10 protein-coding genes are annotated in these 13,220 nt (G+C 71.2%); 4 read left to right on the top strand and 6 right to left on the bottom strand.

Going from position 1 to position 13,220, the window contains the following annotated elements:
* Positions 1-122: 122 nt before the first annotated feature.
* The 3 genes from KKZ08_RS05970 to KKZ08_RS05960 are packed head-to-tail and all read left to right on the top strand — an operon-like array spanning position 123 to position 4,738.
* Positions 123-467 carry a DUF742 domain-containing protein gene (locus KKZ08_RS05970; RefSeq protein ID WP_223773440.1) on the top strand — a complete coding sequence of 115 codons (345 nt, stop codon included), beginning with the start codon at positions 123-125 and terminating at the stop codon, positions 465-467.
* Between the two features lie 25 nt (positions 468-492).
* Positions 493-4,152 (top strand): hydantoinase B/oxoprolinase family protein, encoded by a 3,660-nt coding sequence (locus KKZ08_RS05965; protein WP_223773439.1) that lies wholly within the window; start codon positions 493-495, stop codon positions 4,150-4,152.
* Positions 4,133-4,738 carry an ATP/GTP-binding protein gene (locus KKZ08_RS05960; RefSeq protein WP_223773438.1) on the top strand — a complete coding sequence of 202 codons (606 nt, stop codon included), beginning with the start codon at positions 4,133-4,135 and terminating at the stop codon, positions 4,736-4,738. The genes KKZ08_RS05965 and KKZ08_RS05960 overlap by 20 nt, the downstream gene beginning before the upstream one ends.
* A 60-nt stretch (positions 4,739-4,798) precedes the next feature.
* Here the strand turns inward: KKZ08_RS05960 and glpK are convergent, their stop codons facing one another.
* From glpK to KKZ08_RS05935, 5 genes are all read right to left on the bottom strand, one after another.
* Positions 4,799-6,319, bottom strand: coding sequence for a glycerol kinase GlpK (gene glpK, locus KKZ08_RS05955; protein WP_223773437.1), 1,521 nt, complete (start codon positions 6,317-6,319; stop codon positions 4,799-4,801).
* Between the two features lie 63 nt (positions 6,320-6,382).
* Positions 6,383-7,138: an MIP/aquaporin family protein gene (locus KKZ08_RS05950; RefSeq protein ID WP_223773436.1), complete on the bottom strand. Its 756-nt coding sequence runs from the start codon at positions 7,136-7,138 to the stop codon at positions 6,383-6,385.
* 362 nt (positions 7,139-7,500) lie between these two features.
* On the bottom strand, positions 7,501-8,691 hold the full coding sequence (locus KKZ08_RS05945; protein ID WP_223773435.1) for a lipid-transfer protein: 1,191 nt from the start codon (positions 8,689-8,691) through the stop codon (positions 7,501-7,503).
* A complete protein-coding gene (locus KKZ08_RS05940; RefSeq protein WP_223773434.1) occupies positions 8,688-9,134 on the bottom strand; it encodes a zinc ribbon domain-containing protein in 447 nt (148 codons plus the stop codon). Before KKZ08_RS05940 ends, KKZ08_RS05945 begins: the two co-directional genes overlap by 4 nt.
* A gap of 38 nt (positions 9,135-9,172) precedes the next feature.
* A complete protein-coding gene (locus KKZ08_RS05935; protein WP_223773433.1) occupies positions 9,173-10,000 on the bottom strand; it encodes a M15 family metallopeptidase in 828 nt (275 codons plus the stop codon).
* 72 nt (positions 10,001-10,072) lie between these two features.
* Here KKZ08_RS05935 and KKZ08_RS05930 point away from each other — a divergent pair, with 72 nt between their 5' ends.
* A complete protein-coding gene (locus KKZ08_RS05930) occupies positions 10,073-10,606 on the top strand; it encodes an NUDIX domain-containing protein (protein WP_223773432.1) in 534 nt (177 codons plus the stop codon).
* Between the two features lie 108 nt (positions 10,607-10,714).
* Here the strand turns inward: KKZ08_RS05930 and KKZ08_RS05925 are convergent, their stop codons facing one another.
* Positions 10,715-13,078, bottom strand: coding sequence for a glycoside hydrolase family 31 protein (locus KKZ08_RS05925; protein ID WP_223773431.1), 2,364 nt, complete (start codon positions 13,076-13,078; stop codon positions 10,715-10,717).
* Positions 13,079-13,220 lie beyond the last annotated feature (142 nt).

The raw sequence follows: 13,220 nt of genomic DNA, 5'->3' as shown, positions 1-13,220 counted from the left end.
CACAGCGCGCGCAGAGGGCACAGAGAGCACAGACCCTGCGGGGCTTACCGGGCACAGCCGCGGCGAGGGGGGCGCCGGAACCACAACAGACGCCCCGCTGGTTCGACGACGAAGCCGGCCCCGTGGTGCGCCCGTACGCCATGACGCGCGGGCGCACCACGAGCCCCGCACAGCACCGCCTCGACCTGATCGCGGTCGTCATCGCCGAGGACTGGGCCGCCGGCGCCCCGGAGGCGGACCAGACGCTGTCGCCCGAGCACGTGGACATCGTCGAGCTCTGCCGTGACACGCCGCAGTCGGTCGCCGAACTGGCGGCCGAACTCGATCTGCCCATCGGCGTGATCCGCGTGCTGATCGGGGACCTCGTGGCCCACGAACTGGTGCACGTGACCCGCCCCGTTCCCCCCGCCGAGCTGCCGGACGAGAGTATTCTGCGCGACGTGATCAGCGGCCTCCGGGCGCTCTGAACAGCGCGGAAGCGGGAGTGAGAACGTGACTGGCTGGCAGTTCTGGGTCGACAGGGGCGGCACCTTCACCGACATCGTCGCGCGCCGCCCCGACGGCCGCCTGCTCACCCACAAGCTCCTCTCCGACAACCCCGCCCGCTACCGCGACGCGGCCGTCGCGGGTATCCGCGAACTGCTCGGCCGCGCCAAAGCCGGCGCCGACGACGCGACCATCGACGCCGTCCGGATGGGTACCACCGTCGCCACCAACGCCCTCCTGGAACGCACCGGCGAGCCCACCGCCCTGGTCATCACCCGCGGCTTCCGCGACGCCCTGCGCATCGCCTACCAGAACCGGCCCCGGATCTTCGCCCGAGAGATCGTGCTCCCCGCACTCCTCTACGACCGGGTCATCGAGGTCGACGAACGCGTCACCGCCGACGGCGAGGTCCTGCGCCCACCCGACCTGGAGGGCCTGAGCGGGCCCTTACAAGAGGCGTACGACGACGGGATCCGCTCCTTGGCCGTCGTCTGCATGCACAGCCACCTCCACCCCGCCCACGAACGCGCCATCGGTGAACTCGCCGCCCGCGCCGGCTTCCCGCAGATCTCGCTCTCCAGTGAGGTCAGCCCCCTCATGAAGCTCGTCCCGCGCGGGGACACCGCGGTCGTCGACGCCTATCTCTCCCCGGTCCTGCGCCGCTATGTCCGGCACATCGCCGACGAACTGCACGGCGTACGACTCATGTTCATGCAGTCGAACGGCGGGCTCACCGAAGCGGGCCGGTTCCGCGGCAAGGACGCGATCCTCTCCGGCCCGGCCGGCGGCATCGTGGGCATGGCCCGCATGTCGCGGCTCGCGGGCTTCGACCGCGTCATCGGCTTCGACATGGGCGGTACGTCGACGGACGTCTCGCACTACGCGGGCGAGTACGAGCGGGTCTTCACCACGCAGGTCGCCGGGGTCCGCCTGCGCGCCCCGATGCTCGACATCCACACCGTCGCCGCGGGCGGCGGCTCCGTGCTCCACTTCGACGGCAGCCGCTACCGCGTGGGGCCCGGCTCCGCGGGCGCCGCCCCCGGCCCCGCGAGCTACCGGGGCGGCGGCCCGCTCACCGTCACCGACGCCAACGTCGCCCTCGGCCGCGTCCAACCCGCCCATTTCCCCAGCGTGTTCGGTCCCGACGGCGACCAGCCCCTGGACGACGCGCTCGTACGCGACCGCTTCGCCGCGTTGGCCCGCGAGATCCACGAGGCGACGGGCGACGACCGCACCCCCGAACAGGTGGCCGAGGGCTACCTGCGGATCGCCGTCGCCGACATCGCGGGCGCCGTCAAGCGCATCTCGGTCCAGAAGGGCCACGACGTCACGCGCTACGCCCTCACCACCTTCGGCGGCGCGGGCGGCCAGCACGCCTGCATGGTCGCCGACTCGCTCGGCATCCGCACCGTCCTCGTCCCGCCGATGGCAGGCGTCCTCTCCGCCCTCGGCATCGGCCTCGCCGACACCACGGCGATGCGCGAGCAGTCCGTGGAGGCGCCCCTGGAGGCCTCCTCGATGCCGCGAGTCCGCAAGACCGCGGACGACCTGGAGAGCGCCGCCCGGGGCGAATTGCTCGCCGAGGACGTGCCCGCCGACCGCATCCGCGTCACGCGCCGCGCCCAACTGCGCTACGACGGCATCGACACCGCCCTGACCGTGGAACTCACGGACCCGGACGACATGACCCGCGCCTTCGAGGACCGCCACCGCGCCACCTACTCCTTCACCCTGGACCGCCCCGTCATCGTGGAGGCCCTCTCCGTGGAGGCCACCGGGATCACCGATCCGCCGGACCTCTCCGCACTCGCGGGCACCGCGACCCGGGGCACCCCGCGCCGCGTCCGGCTGCACACCGGCGGCACCTGGCGCGACGTACCGCTGCACCGCCGTGAGGAACTGCCCGCCGGGCAGACCGTCGCCGGGCCCGCGATCATCACGGAGGCCGGCGCCACGACGGTCGTGGACGACGGCTGGCAGGCGGCCGCGGCCCCGACCGGGCACCTGGTCATGGAACGCGTCGCGGAACCGGGGAGTTCCACCGCGAGCACCGCCGCCGACCCCGTCCTCCTTGAGGTCTTCAACAACCTCTTCATGTCCATCGCCGAACAGATGGGCGCCCGACTGGAGTCCACCGCCCAGTCGGTGAACATCAAGGGGCGACTCGACTTCTCCTGCGCGCTCTTCGACCCCGACGGCAACCTCGTCGCCAACGCCCCGCACATCCCCGTGCACCTGGGCTCGATGGGCACCAGCGTGAAGGAGGTCATCGAACGCCGCGGCACTTCCATGCGGCCCGGTGACGCCTACGCCGTCAACGACCCGTACCACGGCGGCACCCACCTGCCCGACGTCACCGTCATCACGCCCGTCTTCGACAGACCGGGCGAGCACGGCACGCCCGGGGAGCGGATCCTGTTCTACGTCGCCTCGCGCGGCCACCACGCCGAGATCGGCGGCATCGCCCCCGGCTCCATGCCCGCGAACAGCCGCACCATCGACGAAGAGGGCATCCTCTTCGACAACTGGCTTCTTGTGGAGGGGGGCCGGTTCCGCGAAGCCGAGACCCGGCGCCTGCTCACCGACGCTCCTTACCCGTCCCGCAACCCGGACACCAACCTCGCCGACCTGCGCGCCCAGATCGCCGCCAACCAAAAGGGCGTCGACGAAGTCGCCCGGATGATCGACAACTTCGGCCTCGACGTCGTTCAGGCGTACATGAAGCACGTCCAGGACAACGCCGAGGAATCCGTGCGCCGCGTCATCGACGTCCTGGAAGACGGCGAGTTCGCTTATCAAACCGACTCGGGGGCGACCATCAAGGTGCGCGTCACCGTGGACCGGGACGCACGCTCCGCGACCGTCGACTTCACCGGTACGTCCCCTCAGCTCGCCACCAACTTCAACGCACCCTTCGCGGTGGTCAACGCGGCGGTCCTGTACGTCTTCCGCACCCTCGTCGACGACGACATCCCGCTCAACGACGGCTGTCTGCGCCCCCTGCGCATCATCGTCCCGCCCGGCTCCCTCCTCGCGCCCGAGCCGCCCGCGGCCGTCGTCGCCGGGAACGTGGAGACCTCACAGGCGATCATCGGCGCGCTCTACGCCGCCCTCGGCGTGCAGGCCGAGGGCTCCGGCACGATGAACAACGTCACCTTCGGCAACGCCCGCCATCAGTACTACGAGACGGTGGCCTCCGGCTCCGGAGCGGGCGACGGCTTCGCCGGGGCGTCCGTCGTACAGACCCACATGACCAACTCCCGCCTCACCGATCCCGAAGTCCTGGAGTGGCGGCTGCCCGTCCTCCTGGAGGAGTTCGCGGTGCGGCGGGGCAGCGGCGGCAGCGGGAGGTGGCGTGGCGGTGACGGGGGAGTGCGCCGCATTCGCTTCCGTGAGCCGATGACGGTGTCGATGCTGGCCCAGCACCGCAGGGTCCCGCCGTACGGCATGGCGGGCGGCGCCCCGGGCGCGCTCGGCGCGGGCCGGGTGGAGCGCACGGACGGCACCGTCCTGGAGCTCGGCGGCAGCGACTCGGCCGACCTGGGCCCCGGCGACGTACTCGTGATCGAAACCCCCGGCGGCGGCGGATACGGACCGGCCCCGCACGACACCCCCGATACAGGTACTGATCCAGGAGAAGTGAGCGATGATCTTCAGGCGTTCTGAGCGAGGCAAGGCCCCCGTCGAGCCGGTCACGCTGAAGATCCTGGTGGCGGGAGGCTTCGGCGTCGGCAAGACGACCCTGGTCGGCGCGGTCAGCGAGATCAAGCCGCTGCGCACCGAGGAGACCCTCAGCGAGGCCGGCCGGCCCATCGACGACACGAGCGGCGTCGCGGGCAAGCACACCACCACCGTGGCGATGGACTTCGGCCGCATCACCCTGCGCGACGACCTGGTCCTGTACCTCTTCGGTACGCCGGGCCAGGACCGCTTCTGGTTCCTCTGGGACGAGCTGGCGACGGGGGCGCTCGGCGCGGTGGTCCTCGCCGACACCCGCCGCCTGGAGGACTGCTTCGCCGCCGTCGACTACTTCGAGCGGCGGTCCATACCCTTCGTCGTCGGTGTCAACTGCTTCGAGGGCGCCTCCCGCTATCCCGCCGAGACCGTCCGCCAGGCGCTGGACCTCGACGAGACGGTGCCCGTCGTGCTGTGTGACGCGCGCGACCGCGAGTCCGTCAAGGAAGTCCTCATCCGCGTCGTCGAACACGCGATGGCGGCCGCCGCGGCCGCCAGGGAGCCCGTGACCACCTGACCTGCGTGCCCACGGCCCGTACCCCCGCCGACCGGGGTACGGGCCGCAGCTCCGCTCGGCTCAGCCCTCGCCGTCCTCCAGCCAGCCGAAGCTCCGCTCCACCGCCTTGTGCCAGTTGTGGAACTCCTTGTCCCGTGTGGCCGCGTCCATCCGCGGCGACCACTCGACGTCCTGCTGCCAGTGCGCCTTCAGCTCGTCGAGGTCGTTCCAGACGCCGGTCGCGAGCCCGGCCGCGTACGCGGCGCCCAGACACGTCGTCTCGGAGACCTTGGGACGGATCACCGGCACCCCGAGGACGTCCGCCTGGTGCTGCATCAGCAGATTGTTCTTGGTCATGCCGCCGTCCACCTTGAGGGTGGTGATCCGCACCCCTGAGTCCTGGTACATCGCGTCGACGACCTCACGGGTCTGCCAGCTGGTGGCCTCCAGGACCGCCCGCGCGAGGTGCGCCTTGGTGACGTACCGGGTGAGCCCGGTGACGACACCGCGCGCGTCCGAGCGCCAGTACGGCGCGTACAGGCCGGAGAACGCCGGCACGATGTACGCGCCGCCGTTGTCGTCCACGCTCGCCGCCAGCGTCTCGATCTCGTCGGCCGAGCGGATGATGCCGAGCTGGTCGCGGAACCACTGCACCAGGGCGCCGGTGATCGCGATGGACCCCTCCAGGCAGTACACGGGCGCCTCGGAGCCGATCTTGTAGCCCATGGTCGTGAGCAGCCCGTTCTTCGAGGGAACGGGCCGGTTCCCGGTGTTGAGCAGCAGGAAGCTGCCCGTGCCGTAGGTGTTCTTGGCCGTCCCGGTGTCGTAGCAGGCCTGCCCGAACACGGCCGCCTGCTGGTCGCCGAGCGCGGAGGCGACGGGCACTCCGGAGAGCTGCCCCACGGCCGTGCCGTACACCTCGGACGACGACCTGATCTCCGGCAGGATCGCCTCAGGGACGTTCATCGCCGACAGGATCGACCGGTCCCACTGGAGCGTCTGGAGGTTCATCAGCATGGTGCGGCCCGCGTTGGTGACGTCGGTGACGTGCTTGCCGCCGTCGGTGCCGCCCGTGAGGTTCCAGATCAACCAGGAGTCGATGGTGCCGAAGGCGATCTCGCCCCGCTCGGCGCGCGCCCTGAGCCCCGGCACGTTGTCGAGCAGCCAGGCCGCCTTGGGCCCGGAGAAGTAGCTCGCGAGCGGCAGCCCCGTCTGCTCGCGGAAGCGGTCCTGCCCGTCCGCGCCGCCCAGTTCGTTGCAGAGACCCGAGGTGCGGGTGTCCTGCCACACGATCGCGTTGTGCACGGGCTTGCCCGTCGCGCGGTCCCACAGGACCGTCGTCTCGCGCTGGTTGGTGATGCCCAGCGCGCTCACCTGGTCGGCGCGGAGCCCGGCCTTGGCGATCGCTCCCGCGACCACCGCCTGCACCTTGGACCAGATCTCGGTGGCGTCGTGCTCGACCCAGCCGGGCTTGGGGAAGATCTGGCGGTGCTCGCGCTGGTCCACGGCGACGATCGCGCCGTCCCGGTCGAAGATGATGCAGCGGCTGGAGGTGGTGCCCTGGTCGATGGCGGCGACGAATTTTTCGGAGCTGTCCGGCATGGCTACCCCTTGATGAGCTCGATGAGAGGACTCAGAAGGCTGCACTCAGAAGGCTGCGTTGTCTCAGAAGGCCGCGTTGTAGATGAGGCCCGCGAGGGCTCCGCCGATCAGCGGTCCGGCCACCGGAATCCACGCGTAGCTCCAGTCGGACGTGCCCTTGTTGGGGATCGGCAGGAAGGTGTGCACGATGCGCGGGCCGAGGTCACGCGCGGGGTTGATGGCATAGCCCGTGGGTCCGCCGAGCGAGAGACCGATGCCGACGACGAGGAAGGCCACGATCAGCGTCTGGGTGCCGGACTCGCCGAGGCCTTTGGTGAGGCCGAAGGCGAGGATCGGCAGCACCAGCGCGACGGTCGCGATGACCTCCGTGACGAGGTTGGCGACCGGGTTGCGGATCTCCGGGATGGTGGAGAAGATCCCGAGCGTCGGCGTCGGCTCGTGCGCCCCGGCCACCTTGTCCTTCACGCTCCGCGCGACATTGGCGTTGAACTGCGCGAGATAGACGAGATACGCGAGGACGGCGCCGAGCATCGCGCCGACCAGCTGCCCGAGCACATAGACCCAGACCTTGCCCCACTCGCCGGTGTCGATGGCGATGCCGAGCGTGACGGCCGGGTTGAGGTGGCCGCCGGAGAGCGGGCCCGCGGTGTAGGCGCCCGCGAGCACCCCGAAGCCCCATCCGAAGGCGATGACGACCCACCCGGAGGCCTTCGCCTTCGAATGGCTGAGCGTGACGGCGGCGCACACGCCGGCGCCGAGCAGAATCAGAATCGCGGTGCCGATGACCTCACCGACGAAGATGTCCCCGTTCGCGTACATGGCGGCTCCTAGGCCCTCGCCCGGGGCGGAGCGCCCCGGTCCTCCGTGCAGGGTGCGTTTCCCACGACTACTGCCTGGATGCGCCCGGCTGACGCAGCCGGAGGCAGGGAGTCTCCCGCGCCCCGCCCGGCGTCCATGACGAGCGTGCCGTCGCAGTCGTATCGCCCATGGGGGATGACCTGTTGACCAGGCCCTTCACGCAGACCCTGCACGCGCACAGAGGCTCTGAGCGCCGTGGAGCCGGGGTGCGGCGACGCCGACTGACACCCGGAAGTGTTCACCGGTGGTGATGGAGCGTCAAGGTCGCGGACGGCAACGGTTAACCGGTGCCGCGCCTTCCTCCCGAGCGCCCGCGTGGCGGATCAGCGCACCGCGACGACGGCGGAGCCATGGCCGAACAGACCTTGGTTCGCGGTGATCCCCACGCGTGCGCCCGCGACCTGTCGCGCCCCGGCCGCTCCCCGCAACTGCCAGGTCAGCTCGCATACTTGAGCGATCGCCTGGGCCGGCACGGCCTCCCCGAAGGACGCGAGGCCCCCGCTGGTGTTCACCGGCACGCGCCCGCCGGCGGCCGTCGCTCCGTCACGCAGCAGCTTGGCCCCCTCGCCCTCGGCGCAGAGCCCCAGATCCTCGTACCACTGGAGTTCGAGAGCGGTGGACAGGTCGTACACCTCCGCCAGGGATATGTCCTCGGGGCCGATGCCCGCCTCTTCGTACGCCGCTCGTGCGATGGAGGCGCGGAACGTCTCCTCGGCGGGGGCCGCGGCGGCCGCGGAGTCCGTGGCGATGTCCGGCAGGTCCAGCACGGTGACCGGATACGTCGGCGTGACCGTGGACACCGCGCGGATGCGCACCGGATCCGGCGCCCCGTGCCGCCGGGCGAACTCCATGCTGGAGAGCACCAGGGCCGCGGCCCCGTCCGAGGTGGCGCAGATGTCGAGCAGCCGCAGCGGGTCGGCGACGACGGCGGATGCGGCGACCTCCTCGGCCGTGACGGCCTTGCGGTAGCGGGCGTTCGCGTTGAGGGTGCCCGCGGCGGCGTTCTTCACCTTGACCTGGGCGAAGTCCTCCAGTGTGTCGCCGTGCACGGCCATCCTGCGGCGCGCGTACAGACCGAAGTACGTGGGGTTGGTCGCGCCGAGGACCCGGAACCGCAGCCAGTCGGGATCATCGGGCCGCTCACCGCCGGCGGGCCGGAAGAACCCCTTGGGGGCCGCGTCGGCACCGACCACCAGGACGACGTCCGCCATGCCGGCGAGGATCTGCGTGCGCGCGGTGCCGATCGCCTGGGCACCGGACGCGCACGCCGCGTACACGCTCGTGACGCGCGCCCCCTGCCAGCCCAGAGCCTTGGCGAAGGTGGCCCCGGCGACATACCCCGGATAGCCGCCACGGACGGTGTCCGCGCCGACGATCGAGCCCACGTGCCGCCAGTCGACCCCGGCATCCGCGAGGGCGGCACGGGCCGCCACCACTCCGTACGCGACGAAGCTGCGCCCCCACTTGCCCCAGGGGTGCATGCCCGCGCCGAGCACCGCCACCTCGCCGGTCATGCGCCCACCTCCACGGGCCGCCAGTGCCACGTCGTCCACGTCGTCCCGTCGTCCTCATTGAGCACCCCGGGGACGACCTCCACCTCCATGCCGACCTCCAGATCGGCGACGGAGACACCGGGAACCGCCTGGCCGAGCACCACCATGCGCTCTGCCGCCAGCTCCACAGCGACCAACGTGTAGGACTGCCACGGAAGTTCCGGATCGGAGACGTAAGGCGCGGGGGGCCGGTAACGCCCGTCGGTGTACGACCACACGCGCCCGCGCCGTGACAGCGGCACCTCGGCCAGCTCCCCGCCCGCGCAGCCGGGATTGCGGCAGAAACCGTCCTCGCGCGGGAAGAAGACGGCGGCACAGGCCGAGCAACGCGTCCCCAGGAGGCGGAAGTTCTCCCCCTCGCCGGCGAACCAGTCGGCCACTACGGGTGTGCGCGTACGCGACAAGGTTCCTCCATGGCGCTGCGTGACACTAAATCTGACGCTCAGTCAGAAGTGTGCCACGGGCCGTGCCCCGACAGCGACCTCCGCGAGACAGGGAAGTCGAAGTAGGTGTCCGGGAACAGCTCGGGCTTGTGGGTGAAGTGCCACCACTCCTCCGGCAGATTGACGAAGCCCTCCTTGGCCAACGCGCCCCTCAGGAGGTCGCGGTGGGCCCGCTGCTGCTCCGTGACGCGCGGATCGTCCGTGTGCGACAGCGTGTCGAAGCAGTCGAAGCCCGTCCCCATGTCCACGGAGTTGTCCGGGAAGCGCTCACTCCGGGGGCCGTAGCACGGCGTCAGCGGCTCCCCGGGCACATAGGGCCGCGTCGGCGCCGCCGGAAGCTTCACGACGGTCAGATCCACCGTCGAGCCGCGACTGTGCCCGGACTTCTCCGCGATGTAACCGTCCGCGAACAACCGCGACTTGTCGACAAGGGGATAGAACTCCTCCTTCATGCGCTCGTCCCTCAGGTCCTTCGCCCACCGCACGAAGTGGTCGACGGCCCGCTGCGGCCGGTAGCAGTCGTACACCTTCAAGGAATAGCCCTTGCGCAGCAACGCGCGCTGCGCCTTGTGCAGCGCCTTCGCCGCGGGCTCGGTCAGGATGCACATCGGCTTCTTGTAGCCGTCGATCGGCTCACCCACGAAGTTGTGAGGCGTGATGTACCGCATCTCCTGGATGATGGTCGGGTCGACGTCACGGAGCGCCACGAACTCCTCCGGAGCCTTCGGCTCGGGCGTCGCCTGCGCGGGGGAGGGGGCGGCCGCCACGGCCAGCAGGGCGGCGGCCGAGATCACGAGTTTCCGCAGAACGGGGGCAAATGCTGTCATGCCCCTGCATCTACCAGGATCACTGCCGACCAGGGAAGACCGACGCCGAGGCGATCGGATACAGTCCGCGGCGTGTCCGAATCCCCACACCTCGCCAACTCAGCCCCGGGCTCCCACTGTTCGAGCTGCGGAGCGTCCTACGAAGACCAGCCCTCGGGCCGGCCCCGCACGTGTGCCGCCTGTGGAGCCGTGGCCTACCGCAACCCGCTCCCCGTAGCGGTGGCCCTCCAGCCCGTGTACGACACACAGGGCACCGGCCTGGTCGTCGTCACGCGCGGCATCGCTCCCGCCCTCGGAGGCATAGCCCTGCCCGGCGGCTTCATCGACGACAGGGAGGACTGGCGGCACGCGGTCGTACGCGAGCTCAAGGAGGAGACCGGCATCGCGGCGCAGAGCCGCGACGTCCGCCTCATCGACGCCATGAGCGCCCCCGACGGATACCTCCTGCTCTTCGGTCTCCTGCCCGAGCGCCCGGCCGCCGACCTGCCCGCCTCCGCGCCGACGGACGAGACCGAGGGCTGGGACGTGCTGCGCCAGGCCGACGAACTCGCCTTCCCGCTCCACACGCTGGCGGCACGCGCGTGGTTCGAGGGCCGCTACATCTGACCTCCCGACCGCCGGCCCGGCCGAGCCTCGAACGAGCCCCGGAACGACCCAGGCCCGAGAGACCCGGGCCGGCGGTACAGCGGCCCGAGCCCGGCTCCACCGCAGACCTCACCCGACGAGCCCCCGCACCCGCACCGGCCGCTCCGTCTCGCCTTCGCCCTCGCCGCCGTCCCGCTCGACGACCACACGCCTCCCGCTCCACCGCGTCGTGAACCGCTCGATCTCCGCCTTCCCCCACCCGTCACCGGTGTCGGCGATGACCACGCCCCCGCCCACGCGTCCCTCGGCAGGCGCCCACACCTCCAGCTCAAGGCCACCGTCGCGCCCCCGCACCGGCAGCACCGTGCCCGCGCGCGCCAGCACCGGAGCACGCGACAGCGGAGCGTCCACCAGCACCTGCCCCGGACCTTCGTACGCCTTCCCGGTCGCCGTGTCGTACCACCGCCCCGGCGGCAGCCGCAGCGCCCGCACCCGAGCACCGCTCTCCAGGACCGGCGCCACCAACAAGGAGTCGCCCAACAGGAACGCGTCCTCACAGTCGCGCAGCACCCTGTCCTCGGGACAGCCCCACCACAGGGGCCGCACATAGGGCGCGCCCGTGAGACGGGCCAGATGGGCGAGCGTCACGAAATACGGCAGCAGCCGCCTGCGCTCGACGAGCGCCACGCGCGCGTGCCCAAGCACCTCCTCGCCGAACTCCCAGGGCTCACGCCGCCCGGCAGTGATCGCCGCATGCGTACGGAACAGCGGCAGATACGCCCCGAGTTGGAACCACCGCAGATACAACTCCGGAGAGGGACTGCCGTCGAACCCGCCCACATCAGGGCCCGAATACGGCACACCGCACAACCCGAGACCCAGCACCAGCGACAGCGACGCCCGCAGCCCGGGCCAGCCCGTGGACACATCACCGGACCACGTCCCTCCGTAGCGCTGCATCCCCGCCCACCCGGAACGCGAGAACAAGAAGGGCCGCTCCTCGGGAAGCAGCTCCAGCAGCCCCTCGTATCCCGCGCGGGCCATCGCCAGCCCGTAGACGTTGTGGGCCTCCCGGTGGTCGCCGCCACGCCCCTCCAGACAGTGCCGCGCGGAGCGGGGCAGCGTCGCCTCGCCGAACGCGGCGAACGACACCGGCTCATTCATGTCGTGCCAGAACCCCGCGAACCCCTGACCGAGCCGCTCCTCGTAGAGACGGCCCCACCACTTCCGCGCGCGCGGGTCGGTGAAGTCCGGATACACCGCCTCACCGGGCCATACGACACCGCGCACCAGCCGCCCCGCCGCGTCCCGCACGAAGGCGTCGGCCGCCACCCCGCGGTCGTACGTCCCGACGCCCGGCTCCGCCTTCACCGCCGGATCGACGATCGAGACGAGCCGGATCCCGTCCTTGCGCAACTCGTCCGCGAACCGCGGCAGCTGCGGGAAGCGCTCCTTGTCGACCGTGAACACCTGATGCGCTTCGTAGTGGTCGATGTCCAGGTGCAGCGCGTCCAGCGGCAGTCCATGCTCCCGGTAGCCCGCGACGATCCGCCGCACCTCCTCCTCACTGCCGAACCCCCACCGCGCGTGATGGTGCCCGAGCGCCCACGAGGGCGGCAGCGCAGGGGGACCCGTGAGTGACGCCCAGGTGTGCAGCACGCGCGCGGGAGTGCCGGCCATCACCCAGCACCGCAGCGGCCCGCCGCCCATCCGCACCTCGCACGAACCCACCCGGTCGTGACCCGACCCCGCCCCCTCCTCGCCCTCCCGCACCAGGACCTCGCCCTCCCACGTGTTGTCGTGGAAGACCAGATGCGTACCGGCGTCGGCCACCACCATCTGCACCGGCATCGTGATGTACAACGGATCGTCGCCAGGTCCGAAGGAGCCGCCCGGATCGGTGTTCCACAGCCGGTACGTGCCGTTCCGCAACCGGGGCCCGCCGGAGCGACCGCCGAGTCCAAAGAACCGCGCGTCCGCCGGCACCTGAGACCGCTGCACCCAGCGCGCCGTACCCCCCTCGACCGGCTCCCACCAGCGCGGCGGCAGATCACGCCGCAGCATGACGCCACCGGGCGTACGCAACTCCACGGCCCCCTGGCGCGACACGACCAACGTCGCGCGCTCCGACACCACCCGCCAGCCGCCCTCCTTGTCGGGCTCAAGGACCGCTCGCGGATCCGGCTCAGGACTCCCGCACGCCAGCGCGTACGACGGCTCAGGCTCCGCGCCGTCCCACCCCCAGAAGACGGCCCCACCGGTGGTCACCCGCACCCGCAGCTCGGACCGGGCGAACCGCACCACACCCCCGCCCGGCCCCGGCTCCACCTCCGCCACGGGGCCGGGCACCCGCGCACGCTCGGCACGCCGCGGAGCCAGCCCTGTCGCGTCCGCCCTCCACCTGCGCCACGAGGAACGCACCGTGCGCAACCCCTGCGCCGTGCCGACCATCCCCACCGCCTTCACCGAACGCACCAGGTCACGACCGTTCATGCTGCTCACCCTGCCACCGAAAACACTGCGCGTGTGCTTCGTTCAACTGCCGTTCACCTGGGGGGATGGCACCCGGCCGCCGGGCCGACCGTGCGGAATCGACCCTGGTGCGGAAGTCGATCACGTGGCATCGTCCTTTTCA

The organism is Streptomyces sp. 135, assembly GCF_020026305.1.
Lineage (GTDB): Bacteria > Actinomycetota > Actinomycetes > Streptomycetales > Streptomycetaceae > Streptomyces.
This window is presented reverse-complemented; position numbering and strand designations above follow the sequence as displayed.